The sequence below is a fragment of the Campylobacter vulpis genome (assembly GCF_014217995.1).
Lineage (GTDB): Bacteria > Campylobacterota > Campylobacteria > Campylobacterales > Campylobacteraceae > Campylobacter_D > Campylobacter_D vulpis.
On sequence record NZ_CP041617.1, the window covers coordinates 576311 to 594431 of the forward strand.

The window sequence follows — 18121 nt, forward strand, 5'->3', positions numbered from 1 at the left end:
GATTATATTTATAATACGCTAAATCTTTCAAGGAGTGAGATATGATTAACAAAAACAAGCTTTTTAGACAAATCCACATTTATACCAGTCTTTTTTTCTTACCCTGTGCGGTGCTTTTTGCTTTTACTGGCTTGGCTTATATTTTTGGCTTTAATCAAGATGTTGGACTTAAAACGCAAAATTATATTTTACAAAAAAACATAGAGGTGGGTAAGGAGCGTGAAGTACTTTTGGAATTTTTGAAAGAAAATAATTTAAAAATTCCAAACAATACCGAACTTCGTGTTGGTAAAGGTAAGGGCAATGGAAATTCGGCTAATGTGATGCTAATGGGTGGGACGCATTATAGTGTAGAAATGAAGCCTATGGTAAATCGTTATGAGATTACGCTTAAAACTAGAAGTATTTTAGGAGATATGATAATGCTGCATAAAGATAAGGGAGCGTGGTATTTTTCCGTGCTTTCTGTGGGCTTTGGAGTGGTGCTATTTTTACTTTATCTTTCAGGGCTTATGATAACATTTTTTGCAAGTAAAAAAGATAGAGTTAAGCAGCTTGCAACTTTAGCAATCGGGCTTTTAGTAACAATACTTTTGGCTTATTTAAGTTTATAATGCTCAGCTTTAAGCTGGGTATTATTTAAATTTTATTATAATCACACTTTCTTTTTACGGACAGATGGGTGAGTGGCTGAAACCACACCCCTGCTAAGGGTGCAGATCTTAACGGGTCTCGAGGGTTCAAATCCCTCTCTGTCCGCCACTTCTATTAAGTTTTTATCGCTTTATTTATAGTATTTTTATAATCGTTTTTTAAATTTGATTAGCTTATTGAGATTTTTGTTTCAATTTCTTATTGATACAATCTTGTTATAATATGTGCCTTGTAAGGAGTGTCTATGCAAATTCATCAATTTCAGCCCATCATTAGTTTTATTTGGAGTGTGGCAGATGATTTACTGCGTGATGTGTATGTTAAGGGTAAATACCGCGATGTTATCCTGCCTATGACGATTCTAAGGCGACTAGATGTTATCCTAGAGCCGACAAAAGATAAAGTCCTAGGGACTTACACCAAGCATAAAGATATGCAAGACAAAGATACTCTAAATACTTTACTATGCAATGCAAGTGAGACCACATTTTACAATCACTCAAATTTCACACTTAAAAAGCTTTTAAACGACCCTAAAAACATTAGAATCAATTTTGAAAACTACCTTGAAGGCTTTAGTGAAAACATTAAAGACATTATCGCAAAGTTTAAATTCAAAAATCAGCTTGATACCTTAGAAGAAGCAAAGATTTTATTCGCAGTGATACAGAGATTCTGCTCTACAAAAATAAATCTCTCTATGCACCCCATTTTTAATGATAAAAATGAGCTTATCCACAAAGGCTTAAGCAATCTTGGTATGGGCTACATCTTTGAAGAGCTTATAAGAAGGTTTAATGAGGAGAATAACGAAGAAGCCGGCGAGCACTTCACACCCAGAGAGCTTATAGAGCTTATGACGCATTTAGTCTTTTTGCCTATAAAAGATAGAATCCAAAAAGGCACTTTTACTATCTATGACAATGCGTGTGGAAGCGGCGGTATGCTTACAGAATCTAAAGACTTTATCACAGATGAAAAGGGACTTATCCGCTCTAAAGCTCAAATCCTACTCTATGGGCAGGAGATAAACCCAGAAACCTACGCCATTTGTAAAGCCGATATGCTGATAAAGGGTGAAAATCCCGACAATATCAAATACGGCTCAACCCTAAGCGAAGATAAGCTAAGTGGCGAAAAATTTGACTTTATGCTGACAAATCCCCCTTATGGCAAATCGTGGGAAAAAGACCAAAAAGAATTAGATGTCAGCAAAAAGGGCGGAATCACCACTTGCAATGACCCAAGATTTCAAGTAGGCATCACAAGTAAAAGCGATGGGCAAATGATGTTTTTACTTAACCAACTAAGCAAGATGAAAAAGCCAAGCGAGAATAATGGCGTAGGCTCTCGCATAGCCTCCGTGCATAATGGCAGCTCACTTTTTAATAGCGATAGCGGTATGGTAGCTATCCGCAAATACATCATAGAAAACGACCTCCTAGAAGCCATCATCGCCTTGCCTACAAATATGTTTTACAACACAGGTATTCCTACTTTTATATGGATTCTAACCAATAATAAGACAAAAGCGAAAAAAGGCAAAGTCCAGCTCATAAACGCAACAAAAGAGACATATTATACAAAGATGAAAAAATCTCTAGGGCAAAAGCAAAATAGTATGCTAAAAGAACATATAGATAAAATCACAGAACTTTTCTTAGCAAATAAAGAAAATGATGACTGTAAGATTTTTGATAATGCCGAGTTTGGCTATGCTAAAATTACTATTGAAAGACCAAAAAGCATAGAGCTTTTAGTCAATGATGAAAAATTTCAAGCCCTAAAAGACAAAGATAAGATTCTAGCAAAATTACAAGAATTAGAAATAAGTCCGCAAGATTTCACAAGTAGAGCAGACTTTATAAACTTCCTTGATGTCAAACTCAAAAAAGCCGAGGAAAATTTACTTATAGATTCTAACACCACAAACAACACAGAGAAAATCCCCCTAACACAAGATATACAAAGCTACTATGAAAGCGAAGTAAAGCCCTATGTGCCAAACTCGTGGATAGCGTGGGAAAGCAAAGTGGTAGGCTATGAAATTTTGTTTAACAAATATTTCTACACCTACACGCCCCCACGCAGCCTAGAAGCTATCAATAAAGATTTGCAAGACTTAGAGCAAGAAACGCAGGATTTATTAAAGCAGATTCTATGTTAAAATGACTAATGTGCTAAAATTTACACGAAAAGGAGTAGAAAATGACTTTGATACTAGAAAATGTCAAGCAAGAGTTTTTAGATGATTTTAAAGCCCTAGCAGATAAGGCACAAGCACATTTAAGCATAGAGCAAACACAAACCGATGATTTTCAACAATTACGCGAAGCTATGCTACAAGATTTAAAAAAGCCAGAAAATAAAGCCGTGTTTGAAAGGCTTAAAGATAAATGAAATATCTAAGCTTACAAGAAGTGCAAATAATGCACGATGATATTATCAATGAAATAGGCGGACTAAGTGGGGCAAATCCTAAGCAAATCGCCCTTTTAGATTCCGCACTAACACAAATCCAAAATGATGATTATTACCCAAGCTTTATAGATAAGCTTACGCACTTAATGTTTGCTTGTGTGAAGTTCCACCCCTTTGCAGATGGCAATAAACGCACCGCACTTTACATAGCAAAAGCCTTTATCAAGCTAAACCGCCCAGATTCTCTCCCTACTGATTTCTACCAAAGGCTAGAAGATGTAATTGTAAGCGTAGCAAGTGATGAGCTAAGCAAAGATGAGCTAACACAAATCTTAAGTGCTATGCTAAAAGGCAACTAAATGAAAAAGCATACTCAATCCCCTTATGAAAGTAGCAAAGTGTCCTACAAACCTAGCGGGATAGAATGGCTGGGGGGGGGTAAAATCCCAACCCATTGGGAAGTTAAACCACTTCAGGCTATTTTTAATCAAAGAAATGAACAAAATAACAATTTAGAATTTCAAACAATTCTTTCACTAGTTAAAGATGTCGGCGTAATACCTTATGAAGAAAAAGGAAATGTCGGCAACAAAGCAAAAGACGATTTGCAGGGCTATAAGATTGCAAGAGTTAATGATTTAGTATTAAACAAAATGAATGCTGTAATCGGCTCATTAGGTGTTTCAAAATATGATGGTTTGGTTAGTCCCATTTATCTAGTTTTATATATTGAAAATCCAAACTATTTGATAGCCTATTATTCTTATCTTTTTCAAACAAAATCTATCCAAAAGTTTTTAAGAAAATTTGCTTATGGTATTATGGAAATTAGGGAAAGTATAGATTATTTAGAATTTAAAAAGATGTTTTTACCTATACCACCATTACAAGAGCAAAAAGAGATTGCGGAATTTTTAGATAAAAAATGTGAAAAAATTCAAAATTACATCAACAAAAAGCAAAAGCTAATCACACTTTTACAAGAGAAAAAACAAGCCCTAATTAACCAAGCCGTTACAAAAGGACTTAATCCAAATATAGAATTTAAACCTAGCGGTATAGAATATCTCGGGCTTATTCCACACCACTGGGAAGTAAGGCGTGTCGCAACGCTTGGAAAATTTTTTAAGGGGAGTAATATTTCAAAAAATGATTTGCAAGATAGTGGCGTTTGCGTTGTTTTATATGGCGATATATATACAAAATATGAGATAAAAACAAAACAATTTCATTCAAAAATAGCAGAAAATTTTGCTAAGGATAAAACACAAATTTTATTTGGCGATTTGTTATTTTCTGGTTCTGGCGAAACAAAAGAAGATATAGGAAAATGTATTTGTTATTTAGGTAACGAAAAAGCGTATGTTGGTGGCGATGTAATTGTATTAAGGCAAATGGGGCAAGATAGCTTGTTTTTATCCTATGTTTTAAATAGTGATTACATAAAATATCAAAAAGCAGTAGTAAGTAAAGGTGAAATTATAATTCATATTTATGCTTCAAATTTAAGAGATTTAAAAATCCCCTTACCCCCATTACAAGAACAAAAAGAGATTGCGGAATTTTTAGATTCTAAAGTCGCACAAATCAATTCAGTCATAGAGAAAACAAAAAAGCAAATAGAACTCATCAAAGAATATAAAAACACACTCATAAACGAAGCCATTTGTGGTAGGGTAGCTTGTAGCAGAGATTTTTCGCCTACGGCTCAAAATGACAAAATGAAATCTGGATTTTCGCTAACGCTCAAAATGACAAAAATAAAAACTAACAAAAGGAAGTAAAATGCGTAAATATACAGAAAAAATGCTAGAAAGCTTTATAGAATCTGCTTTATTAGAAAATGGCTATATCAAAAGAGAAAGTAAAGATTATGATAAAAGCTTATGTATGGATAAAGAGCTATTTGAACGCTTTTTGCAAGAAACTCAAGCAAAAGCCCTGCAAGAATTAGAAAAAAGAAATATAAAAGAGCAAGAGTTGCTAAAAAGAGTAGCTTCACAAATAAACGAGAAAGGAATCTTAAAAGCCCTGCAAACTCACATAGAAATAATGGGCGTTAAACTCTTTCTTGCATACTCTAAGCCAAATTCAAGTGCGAATGAAAAAGCCATAGAAGACTATAAGAAAAATATCTTTTCTATCACGCGTCAGCTTTATTATAGTGAGAAAAATAACAACTCTTTAGATATGGTGATTTTCCTAAATGGACTGCCGCTTATCACTATGGAGCTTAAAAACCCTTTCACGCATCAAAATGTCTATAATGCCATAGAGCAGTATAAAACAGATAGAGACCCAAGAGAGCGTATATTTAAGCAAAGTGTGGTGCATTTTGCCCTTGATAGTGATTTAATTTATATGAGCACAAAGCTAGAGGGAGTGGGGAGTAAATTATTACCCTTTAATAGAGGGCTAAATAATGGTAGCGGGGCAATAGGGCTTGAGTGTGGCAGTGGGAATCCTGCGGTAAAAGATAAGATGAAAACGAGCTATTTTTGGGAAGAGATTTTACAAAAAGATACTTTAGCAAATTTGCTTTTTAACTTCGCACAAATTGTGAAAAAAGATAAGGCGGAATTTGTGATATTTCCTAGATTTCATCAATTTGATGTGGTGCGTAAGCTTTTAAATGATACAAAAGAAAAGGGCGTGGGGCAAAGGTATCTTATTCAACATAGTGCAGGAAGTGGGAAAAGCAACTCAATAGCGTGGCTAGCTCACAATCTAGTAAGTTTGCACAAAATAGAAAATAATAAAGAAAAACCTATCTTTGATAGCATTTTAGTCGTAACAGATAGAAAGGTGCTAGATAGACAAATACAAGAAAATGTCAAGTCTTTTGAGGAAAATAAAGGTCTCGTAGAAGCTATCACAGATGGAAGTAAGCAGCTAAAAGCCGCCATAGAAGATGATAAAAAAATCATCATCACAACGATACAAAAATTCCCCTATATCGCCGATGAAATCACGCATTTACAGAATAAAACCTTTGCTATTATCATAGATGAAGCACATTCAAGCCAAAGTGGCAAAAACGCACAGAAAATGGGAGAAGCCATAAGTAATAAAAATGATAAAGAGGCAGATGAAATAGACATAGAAGAAGAGCTGATAAAAATCATTGAAAATAAGAAATTTCAAAAAAATGCAAGTTATTTTGCTTTCACTGCTACGCCTAAGCCAAAAACGCTAGAAATGTTTGGAATCCCTTGTGAGATAAATGGGGAGAGAAAGTTTATCCCCTTTCATCTTTACTCTATGAAACAAGCCATAGAAGAGGGCTTTATCCTTGATGTATTAAAAGGCTATATCACTTATAAAAGTTATTATAAAATCATCTCTAGCATAGATGATGATAAAAAATATGACAAAAGAAAGGCAAATGCGAAACTAAAAAAGTATGTAACAAATCATATCGCAACGATTGAAAAGAAAGCAACAATAATGATAGAACACTTCTTCCAAAATACTTGTAAAAAAATCGGTGGCAAGGCAAAGGCAATGGTCGTTACAAGCTCTAGGGAAAATGCGGTTAAATACTATCTTTTCTTTAGGGAATATTTACAAGAAAATTACCCGCAGTATAAAGCTTTAGTAGCATTTTCAGGGGATAAGGAAATAAATGGGGAGAGTTATAGCGAAGCGGGTCTTAATGGCTTTAGCGAAGCTATGCTAAAAGATGAGTTTAAAAAGGATAATTATCGCTTTTTAATTGTCGCAGAAAAATATCAAACAGGCTTTGATGAGCCGCTTTTACACACAATGTATGTGGATAAACGCTTGGAGGGCATAAGTGCGGTGCAAACACTCTCACGCCTGAATAGAATCTGTAAAAATAAAGAGGATACTTGTGTGCTAGACTTTGCAAACACGCACGAAGAGATTGGGGAGTCTTTTAGCACTTTTTATGGGCAGACTTATCTCAAAGAGCCAAGCGATATTGAAAAGATTTTTACACTTAAAAGCAATCTATTTGAGTATGGAATCTATACGCAATATGAGCTAGATTCTTTTGTAGAAGCTATTTTACAAAGGCAAAGCGAGGATAGAATCCACTCTAAACTTGATAGTATGGTAAAGGAATATAACGCAAAAAGCGATGATGAAAAGACAGAGTTTTACACAAAAGCAAAGGCGTATTTGAGAGAATACTCCTTTCTCGCACACATTCTTCCCTTTAATGATACAGAGCTTGAAAAGCTATATATCTTGCTAAAAATGCTTATTACAAAGATTGCCCCACCACGCACGGAGGACTTAGCAAAGGGGATATTAAATAATGTAGATTTAGAGAGTATTCGCATAATACTTACAGACACAAAGGACATAGAGCTAGAAGAGGATAAAGGCGGGGTTAAGCCATCAAGTGCTGATGGCTCTAGCAAAAAAGAAGTAGAGTTTGAACGCTTATCAAATATCGTTAAGGCATTTAATGATAAATTTGGCAATATAGATTTTAGCACAGATGAGAAGATAGCAAACTCTCTTGTAAAATTGAAAGATGAAATTAGAGAAAATCAAACGCTTAAGGATTCTCTGGGAGATAGGCAAAATTCGCATAAATTATTTGTGGATATTTTTAAAAGCAAGTATGCTAATTTCTATTTGGAAAACTTACCATTTTTAGAACAGCTAGGGGACAAACAAGCAGAATTTAAAGAGAAAGTTTCTAGCGTGATATTTGAGATGATTTGCGAGGGTTTAAATGCTTAAATCACTTTCTAGTCTCGTAAAGCAATTTTAAATTTTTCTTAATCAAGCGTTCAATATAAGTTGTTAGAATTCTCACTTTTATAAAAGGGTTTATTATGCGTCAAATTCATTTTATAGGTATAGGTGGTATTGGAATTTCAGCTTTGGCTAGATTTTTAAAAGAGAGGGGATATGAGATTAGCGGGAGTGATTTAAAGCCTAGTAAAATTACAAAAGAGCTTGAAGAAGAGGGTGTGAAAGTATCCATTCCGCATAGTGAAGAAAATGTATGCGGTAAGGATTTGGTGATTTATTCTGCAGCAATCAAAGAGGAAAATAAGGAATTTAAACACGCAAAAAAACTAGGAATTCGTTGTCTTTCAAGAAAAGAGGCTTTACCTTTAATTTTACAAGACAAAAAGGTCTTTGCTGTGGCTGGAGCTCACGGAAAAAGCACGACTTCTAGTATTTTGGCTTCTTTGCTTGATGATGCGAGTGTGATTATTGGGGCAGTGCTTAAGGAATTTGGTTCAAATATGATTTATAAAGAAAGCGAAAGGCTTGTTTTTGAGGCAGATGAGAGTGATAGCTCTTTTTTAAATTCAAATCCTTATCTAGCCATAGTTACAAATGTGGAAGCTGAACATTTAGAGCATTACAACAACGATCTTTCTAAGCTTCATAATGCTTATGCGGATTTTTTAAATGTTGCCAAAATGCGTGTTATTAATGCTGAAGATCATTTTTTAAAAAACTATAAAGGCGAAGCTTTAAGGCTTTATCCTAGTGTGGATATTAAAAATATTTCTATGCAAATTGAAGATTATAAGCCACTTACTTGTTTTGAATTTAAGGATTTGGGGCAATTTAGTGTTTTTGGTATGGGCTATCATTTAGCTCTTGATGCGGCTTTGGCGATAATGGCAGCTTTAGAATTTGAAGATGTGGAGCAGGTGCGTTTGAAACTTAAAAATTATCAAGGGATTAAGAAGCGTTTTGATATTTTATATGCAGATGAAGATTTGGCTATTATTGATGATTATGGGCATCATCCAACAGAAATTAAAGCAACCTTGAGTGCCGCAAAAGAATATGCGAAACTTGCAAATTATTCTAAAATCACAGCTATTTTTGAGCCACATCGCTATACGCGTTTGGTGGCAAATTTGGAGCATTTTAAGGAGGCTTTCGAGAATGTGGATATGCTTGTTATTTTGCCTGTTTATGCGGCTGGAGAAGATGAGATTGAGCTTGATTTAAGGGCGCATTTTCCTAAGGCTTTGTTTGTAGATGATATTAAAAGAGAGGGGAAATTTTTAGTGGCAAACAAGGGAGAACTTTTTGATGAGGGGCTTATTATAGGCTTTGGTGCGGGAGATATTAGCGTAAAATTAAGAGCTAATTAGCGTAAATTTAGAGCCTCTAACATAGCTTTTTGAATTTGTTTTTGTTGATTTTTTAAGTCAAAAAAAAGCTCAAAAGCAAAAATACCTTGCCATAAAAGCATATGAAGTCCGTCTTTGTGTTTGATATTTTTTTCTTCATAAAATTTAATAAAAGGCGTTTTTTTACCATAAATCACTTCAAAAGCGTATTTTGTTCGTATTTTCTTTAATAAATTGACATCACAGGGTAAATGATCATCATTTAAACCTGCCGAAGTGCTATTAATGATAATATCAAATTCAAAGTCCTTTAAATTCTCATAAAGCACACATTGAAAGTCTTTAAAATGTGTCAATTTTTTCTCACTACGATTAGCTATGATAGCGTGAATATTTTTTTGCTTGAGGGCATAAGCGATCGCTCTAGCCGTGCCTCCTGCACCTAAAATTAAGGCTTTTTTAACATCTTTAAATTCCTCAATAGCTTTTAAAAAGCCCGATGCGTCTGTATTGTAAGCATAAATTCGATTTTCTTTTAAGATAAGTGTATTAGCAGAGCCTATTTGAGTAGCTAAGTCATCTTTAAAATCGGCTATCTTAAGCGCTTCTTCTTTAAAGGGCAGGGTAATGTTTGCTCCATCAAGTCTAAGTTTGAAAAGATTTTCTTTAAGTTTTTCTTTATCTTTAAGATGAAAGCGAGTATAAATGCCATTAAGCCCTAAGAGTTTAATGGCATTATTGTGAATTCTAGGCGATTTAGAATGAGAAATAGGATCGCCTATGACACAAAAAAAATTCATTTTAGTGTGAAAGAAAAGGCGTCTTTTGCTATTTCTTGACGAATCTTTGCAAGTTCATTTGCGATTTTGTCTTTTTCAAAAGGACCAATTAAAACTTTAGTAATTTCTTTGCCGTTAATTGTCGTTTTAAAGAGCTTATAGTCATAACCTTTAGCTTTGACATTGGCAAGTTCTTTAGATTTTTGGTCTAGATTGCTAACTGAAAAAATTTGCACATACATACCCATAGCAAGACCACTTGAATGTGTTGGGATAGCCTCGACATTTTTAAATAAATCCTTAGGATCAGCTTCTTTTTTAGGACTTTCTTTTGGTGTATTTACCTTTGGTGCTTCTGTTTTTTTAGGTGCTTCTTGCTTTGGTTTAGGTGTGTTTTGTTTTATTGGGCTTGGTTCTTGCTTGGCAACAGGAGTTTGTTCTTCCACCTCTGCGGGTTCTTGGATAGCAGGTGGAGGTGTTTGTGTTTCACTATTGACACTAGGTTCTGCTTGAATTTGAGAGCTTTCGTTACTCTCTTCGCCTTGAAGTTGTTTTCTTAACAAATCAAATTGATCTTCAGGCCTATTTTCTGTGATAGGCATATTTTCAAAGCCATTATTAGATTCTGTTGAAACTTGAGTGATTGGTTCGCTTGGTGGAGTTAGTTGTTCTGTGCTTTCATCACTATTGATAAGCTTCATAACTATCATAACAACTAAAAAAAGTATAATGAGAGCAATAGCTCTAAGGAGAATTTTTTTAATTTTCTCATTTTTATTGCTTTTTTCTAAGATGATGTCATCAAATTCATTTTTTTTATTGTTTTCCATAATTTTCCTTTTTACATATGTTTAGACCACGAACTACCGCGTTCTTTTTGATAAACCTCATAAGGCACCACTAAAATATTAAAATCCCTTGGCATATCCATACTAGGAAAAACTTTCCATTCAATAGGCATTTTACTAGCAAACATCATAGAAAGTTTGGAAGCTAGAGAATAGCCTTCGTTTAAAGCCGTGTGCCCTTTATGAATATAAAGATGCAAATGCCCCGGCGTTTTAGTTTTATAGGCTGTAAAATTAATAAAACCTTCCTCACGTAGGATAAGCTGTGCTCTATGCCAAAACCTCTCAGCGTTAAATCCATTATAGTCAAAAACGATATTTTCGACCTTATTATCCTTCGTGATAAGATCGTGAGCTACAACGATTTTTTTACTGGCGTGTTCTCTCAAAATGTTCGCATTAAGGGGGGCATCAATCCTTTCAAATTTATTAAAAAAATATCTTCCTCTATGCTCACATTTACTGACAATCTTATCTCGTTTAATATAATAATGGTCGCTTATCATTTTTATGAGCGACATATCCATAGCGGAAATCAAAACATAGCCTTTGGATAAATAATAAAATTACTTGCAAGTTTTTTAAGCTTTTCTTTTATATTGATTTGCAAATTTGTATTGTCAATATCATCTAAAATATCTGCAATGGAGTGTGCTACCATTTCTATTTCTTTTTCCTTAAAGCCTCTTGCAGTAAGTGCTGGTGTGCCAAGTCTTAAACCGCTGGTTACAAAAGGACTGCGTGTCTCACCGGGGACAGTATTTTTATTAGCAGTAATTCCTGCATTTCCTAAAGCTAAATCCGCATCTTTACCGCTAAATTCTCTATTTAAAAAGCTCATTAAAACAAGATGATTGTCTGTACCATCACTGACAAGCTTAAAATTTCTTTCCATTAAAATTTTTGCTAAAACTTTAGCATTTTGCACCACTTGTTTAGCATAATTCTTCCACTCAGGACTTAAATTAAATTTAAAACCAACAGCCTTAGCGGCAATGATATGCATTAAGGGACCACCTTGAATTCCCGGAAAAATCGCAGAATTAATTTTTTTAGCAATTTCCTCATCATTACTCATAATAATCCCACCTCTAGGACCTCTTAAAGTTTTATGTGTAGTGGAACTAACGATATGTGCGTGAGGGAAAGGGCTAGGATGCTCTCCTGCTACGACAAGTCCAGCAATATGGGCAATATCTGCAAAAAGATAAGCCCCGACTTCATCGGCTATCTCCCTAAATTTCGCAAAATCAATAATTCTAGCATAAGCACTCGCTCCACATACAATGAGTTTAGGTTTAACAATATGAGCTATCTCTCTTACTTTTTCATAATTAATACGCCCATCAAGCTCAACTCCATAAAAAAAACTTTCATACATTTTACCCGAGCTACTAACTTTAGCACCGTGTGTGAGATGTCCTCCGTGGCTTAAATCCATACCTAAAATTTTATCTCCTGCATTAAGCAGGGCAGCATACACACCTTGATTTGCCTGTGAGCCTGAATTTGGCTGGACATTAGCAAAGGCACAATTAAAAAGTTTTTTACATCTTTCGATAGCAAGAGTTTCAATTTCATCGACTATTTCACAACCACCATAATATCTTTTCCCCGGATAACCTTCGGCATATTTATTTGTCAAAACGCTACCCATTACCTCCATCACTTCAGGTAGAGTAAAATTTTCACTTGCTATCATTTCAAGTCCATCGCATTGACGCTTTAATTCTGCATTGGTAAGATTGTAAATTTCTTCATCAAATTGCTCTAAACTCATTCTTTATCCTCCTTAAGTTCTGATTTTAATGGACGCATCGCAGGGAATAAAATTACATCGCGAATTGACTTTTTTCCCGTTAAAAGCATAACAAGTCTATCGATGCCTATGCCCTCGCCAGCAGTTGGAGGCATACCATAACCTAGAGCATTAACAAAATCCTCGTCCATTTCACACGCTTCTTCATCGCCGGCGTTTTTGGCTTCGATTTGTTTTAAAAATCTTTCATACTGATCAAGTGGATCGTTTAATTCATTAAAGCCATTTGCAATTTCTTTTCCGGCGATGAAAAGCTCGAAGCGTTCCGCTATATTTTCATCTTTTTCGCTACGCCTTGAAAGAGGACTTATGGATATAGGAAAATCTATGATGAAAGTGGGATTGATGAGCTTATCTTCAACATAATGATCAAAAAGTTCTGCTTGCAAATGTCCCAAATCTAGTCTTTCATTTGCTTCAAAGCCATCGCTTTTGAGTTTATTTAAAATTTGTTCCTTATTTTCTATGATTTCTTTACTTAAATTTCCATATTTTTCTAAGGCTTCTTTATAGCTAATTCTTTCAAAAGGTTTAGAAAAATCGATGGTTTTATCGTCAAATTTTATTTTGCTTTCCAATTTTAATTCTTTTAAAAGTAGAGCAAAAAGCTCTTCTGTTAAATCCATTAAATCCTTATAATTGTGATAAGTCCAGTAAAATTCTATGGTAGTAAATTCAGGGTTGTGGGTAAGATCCATACCTTCATTTCTAAAACAGCGATTAATCTCAAAAACAGCTTCAAATCCTCCTACAATAAGCCTTTTTAAGTGAAGTTCTGGAGCAATTCTTAAAAATCTTTCCACACCTAAGGCATTATGAAAAGTTACAAAAGGTTTGGCATTTGCTCCTCCTGCAATGGGGTGCATCATAGGGGTTTCTACTTCTAAAAAACCTTTATTTTCAAAAAAATGTCGAATCAAACTTACAATTTTAGAACGCGTAAAAAAATCTTTTCTAACATCAGTATTCATAATCATATCTACATAGCGTTTGCGGTATCTTTGTTCAATGTCTGTAAGTCCGTGAAATTTTTCAGGTAAAGGCACGATGCTTTTTGCCGCAAGGGTTAATTTGCTAATGTGTAGGCTAAATTCTCCCATTTTAGTTAGAAAAGGATAGCCTTTAGCTAAGATAATGTCGCCCACCTCTAGATTTTTTTTAAAAAGATTAAATTGTTCTTCGCCTATACTATCTTTAGAAAAGTAAATTTGAACATTTTCGCTTTCGTCTTCTATATTTGCAAAGATGGACTTTCCAGCTATTCTCAAAAGCTTAATGCGTCCTGCTATGCTTACAAAAACATTTTCATCTCTTTTTTCATCATTTTGTGTGATGTAGGCAAATTTATTTTTAAATTCTTTAATGCTTAATTCTTTTTGTAAAAAATGCGGATAAGGATTAAATCCCGCCGTTTTAAGTTCCGTTGCCTTGGCGATTCTTTGTTGCTCTAAAACATTATCAAACATTTATATTTTCACCTTTGTCTTATGATTGCAATCACTACAAATTCCATAAAGCTGCATTAAGTGTCCTGTGAGTTTAAAATGATGTTCATTGGCAATTAAAGATTGCTGTCTCTCTATGATAGGGTTTTCAAATTCTATAATTTTCCCGCAAACTTTACAAATCATATGGTCGTGATGAGGTTTGTTTGCAAGTTCGTATTTTTTACCTGCAGAACCAAAGGATAAGGAGGTTACCATCTCGGCTTCTTCAAGTAGATTGAGTGTTCTATACACTGTGGCTATGCCGACATTAGAGTCTGGTTCTGCCTGTTTGATTTCCATATATAGGCTTTCTGGTGTATAGTGTGTGTCGCTGTGGTAAAGCGTTTTAAGCAAAACTTCTCTCTGTTTGGTATATTTAAGACCACCTTCACGCAAGATTTTTTTAAATTTTTCAAGCAAAACATCGTATTCTAAATTTTCCATTAGCATTTATTGTCCTTGAGCTTCATTGGATATATTTTCTACGCTTTCTTTTAAATTTTGTTGTGCTTCTTCTAGGTTTTGTTTGGCTAAAGGTTGATTCATAATGAATGCACCGGTATTTTTAAGCAAATTTAAAGTATAGCTATCTTTAGCGAAATTTTCTAGTTTATCGTTTAAAAAATCTATTCTAGCAACACAAAAAACTAAAATTGCAAAAATTAAAAAGACCTTAGCTCCACCAAACAAAAAACCACCAATTTTATCTAAGAATCCTAAACCGCTGAGTTTAATAAGCTTTGCTAAAAAATTTCCAAGCAATAAACAAGCGATCCAAAAAATAATTAAGATTGCTAAAAAGCCCGCAAAAGAAGCCAAGGACTCATTTTCTATTTTATAAAAGGTATTTTGTATGAAAGAAGCGCCATCGTTGGCATATTTTGAGGCGACAAAAACTCCGCCCACTATCCCTAAAAGTCCAAAGATTTCCCTAAATAATCCATTTAAAATTCCCTTGAGTCCCAGCAATAAAGTAAAGCCGATAATAAAAGCATCAAACCAATAAAAACTCATTTTAATCTTACCTTAAAAATAAAAATCCGCAAATATATTCTACTTTAAATCTAAAAATGATGAGTAAATCACTCTATGATTTTTGGCACAGAAAAGAACTTTCCCTCGTGGCAGGGCGAATTTTTTAATACATTTTCTACCACTTCAGATGTTTTTTCATCATCAGTTCTTAGAGGTGTGCCGCCTTTTAATGTGCTTATTGCAACTTCGTTTTGACTTAAGTCTAGCGTGTTGAGCTTATCAACAAAATTGACAATTTCGCTTAATTCATTAATAACACTTTGTCTTTTTTCTTCATTAATTTTTAGAGCACTAAGCTTTTCAAGTTTATTTAAAAGTTTTTCATCAATTTGCATTTGCAATCCTAAAATTTTCAAAATTTCAAGCGAATTATAACATAAAAGGCTTAATTGTTTAGAATATTTTGTTTTATTATGTTACAATTTTGCAAAAATTCAAAAAGGAACTATTTTGGCATTAAAAGAGAATTTGAAAGCAATAAAAACGGAAATCAATACAGAAGAACAATTTTTGGAAAATTTCATCAAGGGCGAGAGATTTATACGCAAATATAAGCTTTATTTTGTAAGTTTTGTAATCATTTTTGTTTTATGGTTAATAGTAAGTTTTATTATGGATACCATAAAAGAGAGCAATGTGAAGGAAAGTAATGAAATTTACGCTAATTTACTTATAAAAAATGATGATAAAGCTCTTTTGGATAGATTAAAAGATAAAAATCTTAATTTATATGCTATTTTTTTAATGCAAAAATTGGCTAAAAATCCAATGGATACGCAAATTTTACAAGAGCTCAACGCGTTAAGTGAAAATGAAAAAGTTGAACCCTTATTTCGTAATATTATAGCTTTAGCCAACAATGATAAATCCATATTTTTAAAAGATTATGCTAAAATTTTGGAGGCTTATATGCTTTTAGAACAAAAGAAAATAGAAGAGGCAAATGTTCTTCTTGCTCAAATTAAGTCAAATACGCCTTTGGAACAAATTGCTAAAAATTTCAAACATTATCAAGGCATATCACAATGAAACATATCGCAATAACTCTTTTTTGTCTTTTTTTGCTTTGTGCTTGTGGCACAAAAAGGCAGTATTTTACACCTAGCTATGAGGATGGAATTTTAAATTCTAGTGGAAGTCTAGGGGCTAAAATCATTGACTATAATATTGCTTCAGCTAAATTAAATAATGGCAAAGTGATCTTTGAAAATGATGGCGTTTTAGATTTTAAGTTAGAGAAAAATTATACACTTTTGCACTATCAAAATGACGAATTTGTTGTAGCGGATAATGAAGGAAATTTGAAAATTCTAAATGCAGATAAAGAAGAACTTTACGCATATCAATTTGATGCGAGTGTTTTAAGTGTGGCTTTGAGTGGAGATGATATTGCTTTAATTTTAGCGAATAATACCATTGTCTTAGCAAATCGTAGTTTAGGTGTGAAATTTTCTAAAACTTTCACGCAAGCCGTGGCACAAGATTATCGCTTTGCCGCTCCTGTATTTTTAGGAGAATTAATTATTTATCCTACCTTAGACGGAAAACTTATCGTTTTTTCTAGATTCAATTCTCAAATTGTAAAAGATGTGATTGTTTCATCGCAAGACTTTTTTAATAACATTATTCATTTAAGTGTTTTGGATGATAAAATGATAGCTGCAAGTGGAAAAAAGATTATAGTTGTTACTCCTGCAAAGACCTTTTATTTGGATACAGATATCAAAGAAGTGCTTGTTGATGAAAATGCTATTTTTATCTTAGGAAAAGATGGAAGTGTGATAAAGACGGATTTTGAATTAAAAAAGCTTGATGAAAAGAAATTTGAATTTGCTATTTTTAATAAAGCAAGTATTTATGGGAATCATTTATATATTTTTGAAAAAATGGGCTTTTTGATTAAGTGTGACACTCAACTTGAAAATATAGAAATTTTTAAACTCGAGGGTGCTGTTGATAAAAAATCTTTTATGAATGGAAATAAATTTTATTATGACAATCGTATTTTGGATTTAGATAAAATTTTATAGGATTGATGTGGATTTGAGTGAATTTACTAAGAAGCGAAACTTTTCTTGTGTTTTAAGTGGGGAAAATTTAATTTTTTCTTATGTAGGTAAATCGAGATTTGTGTTAAAAGATGCGGTATTTTTAGAACACTTATGTCTTGATATTTTAGAAAAATATAATATTAAAAATGTTAATTTTTCTTTTGTTTCGCATTCGGCACTTTGTTCTAAGGCTAAGGCTTATTTGCAAATGAAGGGTTTTAGTATCAATGCTTCTATGTGATATAGGTAATTCTAGTGCGAATTTTTTGGATGATAATAAATATTTTACTCTAAACATAGAGCAATTTTTAGAATTTAAAAGTGAGCAAAAAATCTATTATATTAATGTTAATGAAAGACTTAAGACTTATTTATCTACACAAAGTCATTTTATTAATCTTGAGCCTTATTTCGCTTTTGATACGATTTATCAAGGACTTGGCGTGGATAGAATTGCGGCTTGCTATACTATAAGCGATGGAGTGGTTGTGGATGCTGGAAGTGCAATTACTGTGGATTTGGTGTCAAATTTTATTCATTTAGGAGGATTTATTTTGCCCGGGATTGCTAATTATAAAAAAATTTACGCTCATATATCTCCGCGTTTAAAGGGCGAATTTAATACACAAATTAGCTTTGATGCTTTTCCGCAAAAAACAAATGATGCTCTCAGCTATGCTGTTTTTAAAGGAATTTATTTGCTCATCAAAGATGTGGCAAAAAACGAGAAACTATATTTTACAGGAGGAGATGGTCAGTTTTTGGCAAATTTTTTTGATAATGCTATTTATGATAAATTATTAATTTTTAGAGGAATGAAAAAGCTTATCGGTGAAAATCCTCGCATTTTAAAACTTTAAAGTGTTACTATTTTACTCATAAATTTTAAGCTTTTATAACTTTTATTTTTTTATAAAATAAAATGAATTACACTTTTACTTTGTAAA

At 33.4% G+C, this 18121-nt stretch carries 19 protein-coding genes and 1 tRNA gene; 12 read left to right on the top strand and 8 right to left on the bottom strand.

Features of this window, described 5'->3' with window-relative positions; genetic code table 11:
* The first annotated feature begins 41 nt into the window (after positions 1-41).
* The 8 genes from CVULP_RS02925 (at position 42) to murC (ending at position 9176) form a co-directional block, all read left to right on the top strand.
* The gene (locus CVULP_RS02925) at positions 42-614 is read left to right on the top strand and encodes a hypothetical protein (protein ID WP_099507369.1); all 573 of its coding nucleotides are present in this window, start codon (positions 42-44) and stop codon (positions 612-614) included.
* 58 nt (positions 615-672) lie between these two features.
* Positions 673-762, top strand: a tRNA-Ser gene (locus tag CVULP_RS02930).
* A gap of 136 nt (positions 763-898) precedes the next feature.
* The gene (locus CVULP_RS02935; RefSeq protein WP_099507368.1) at positions 899-2821 is read left to right on the top strand and encodes a type I restriction-modification system subunit M; all 1923 of its coding nucleotides are present in this window, start codon (positions 899-901) and stop codon (positions 2819-2821) included.
* Positions 2822-2862: 41 nt separating this feature from the next.
* Positions 2863-3054: a hypothetical protein gene (locus CVULP_RS02940; protein ID WP_099462095.1), complete on the top strand. Its 192-nt coding sequence runs from the start codon at positions 2863-2865 to the stop codon at positions 3052-3054.
* Positions 3051-3434 carry a type II toxin-antitoxin system death-on-curing family toxin gene (locus tag CVULP_RS02945; protein ID WP_099507367.1) on the top strand — a complete coding sequence of 128 codons (384 nt, stop codon included), beginning with the start codon at positions 3051-3053 and terminating at the stop codon, positions 3432-3434. The genes CVULP_RS02940 and CVULP_RS02945 overlap by 4 nt, the downstream gene beginning before the upstream one ends.
* Positions 3435-4859 (top strand): restriction endonuclease subunit S, encoded by a 1425-nt coding sequence (locus tag CVULP_RS02950; protein ID WP_099507366.1) that lies wholly within the window; start codon positions 3435-3437, stop codon positions 4857-4859.
* 1 nt (position 4860) lies between these two features.
* Positions 4861-7791, top strand: a complete 2931-nt coding sequence (locus tag CVULP_RS02955; protein WP_099507365.1) for a type I restriction endonuclease subunit R — start codon at positions 4861-4863, stop codon at positions 7789-7791.
* 92 nt (positions 7792-7883) lie between these two features.
* A complete protein-coding gene (gene murC, locus CVULP_RS02960) occupies positions 7884-9176 on the top strand; it encodes a UDP-N-acetylmuramate--L-alanine ligase (RefSeq protein WP_099507364.1) in 1293 nt (430 codons plus the stop codon).
* On the opposite strand, the gene CVULP_RS02965 is transcribed toward murC, so the two are convergent.
* From CVULP_RS02965 to gatC, 8 genes are all read right to left on the bottom strand, one after another.
* Positions 9173-9955 (bottom strand): shikimate dehydrogenase, encoded by a 783-nt coding sequence (locus tag CVULP_RS02965; protein ID WP_099507363.1) that lies wholly within the window; start codon positions 9953-9955, stop codon positions 9173-9175. The two genes, murC and CVULP_RS02965, sit on opposite strands and share 4 nt — an antisense overlap.
* Positions 9952-10764 (bottom strand): SPOR domain-containing protein, encoded by an 813-nt coding sequence (locus CVULP_RS02970; RefSeq protein ID WP_099507362.1) that lies wholly within the window; start codon positions 10762-10764, stop codon positions 9952-9954. The genes CVULP_RS02965 and CVULP_RS02970 overlap by 4 nt, the downstream gene beginning before the upstream one ends.
* 11 nt (positions 10765-10775) lie before the next feature.
* Positions 10776-11321 (bottom strand): DUF1882 domain-containing protein, encoded by a 546-nt coding sequence (locus CVULP_RS02975; protein WP_099507361.1) that lies wholly within the window; start codon positions 11319-11321, stop codon positions 10776-10778.
* Positions 11318-12562, bottom strand: coding sequence for a serine hydroxymethyltransferase (locus tag CVULP_RS02980; protein ID WP_099462080.1), 1245 nt, complete (start codon positions 12560-12562; stop codon positions 11318-11320). Before CVULP_RS02980 ends, CVULP_RS02975 begins: the two co-directional genes overlap by 4 nt.
* A complete protein-coding gene (lysS, locus tag CVULP_RS02985) occupies positions 12559-14067 on the bottom strand; it encodes a lysine--tRNA ligase (protein WP_099507360.1) in 1509 nt (502 codons plus the stop codon). Before lysS ends, CVULP_RS02980 begins: the two co-directional genes overlap by 4 nt.
* Positions 14068-14538 (bottom strand): Fur family transcriptional regulator, encoded by a 471-nt coding sequence (locus CVULP_RS02990; RefSeq protein WP_004276395.1) that lies wholly within the window; start codon positions 14536-14538, stop codon positions 14068-14070. It lies immediately after the preceding gene.
* A complete protein-coding gene (locus tag CVULP_RS02995) occupies positions 14539-15102 on the bottom strand; it encodes a CvpA family protein (protein WP_099507359.1) in 564 nt (187 codons plus the stop codon).
* A gap of 68 nt (positions 15103-15170) precedes the next feature.
* Entirely contained in the window at positions 15171-15458 is a 288-nt protein-coding gene (gene gatC / locus CVULP_RS03000; RefSeq protein ID WP_099507358.1) for an Asp-tRNA(Asn)/Glu-tRNA(Gln) amidotransferase subunit GatC, read from the bottom strand.
* A gap of 115 nt (positions 15459-15573) precedes the next feature.
* Between gatC and CVULP_RS03005 the strand changes: the two genes are divergently transcribed.
* Genes CVULP_RS03005 through CVULP_RS03020 form a run of 4 tightly spaced genes read left to right on the top strand, consistent with a single transcriptional unit; the run spans position 15574 to position 18034 of the window.
* On the top strand, positions 15574-16152 hold the full coding sequence (locus CVULP_RS03005; protein WP_099507357.1) for a hypothetical protein: 579 nt from the start codon (positions 15574-15576) through the stop codon (positions 16150-16152).
* A complete protein-coding gene (locus tag CVULP_RS03010) occupies positions 16149-17153 on the top strand; it encodes a hypothetical protein (protein WP_099507356.1) in 1005 nt (334 codons plus the stop codon). The genes CVULP_RS03005 and CVULP_RS03010 overlap by 4 nt, the downstream gene beginning before the upstream one ends.
* A 7-nt stretch (positions 17154-17160) precedes the next feature.
* Positions 17161-17415: a hypothetical protein gene (locus CVULP_RS03015; protein ID WP_099462069.1), complete on the top strand. Its 255-nt coding sequence runs from the start codon at positions 17161-17163 to the stop codon at positions 17413-17415.
* The gene (locus CVULP_RS03020) at positions 17402-18034 is read left to right on the top strand and encodes a type III pantothenate kinase (protein WP_099462067.1); all 633 of its coding nucleotides are present in this window, start codon (positions 17402-17404) and stop codon (positions 18032-18034) included. Before CVULP_RS03015 ends, CVULP_RS03020 begins: the two co-directional genes overlap by 14 nt.
* The last annotated feature ends 87 nt before the right edge of the window (positions 18035-18121 follow it).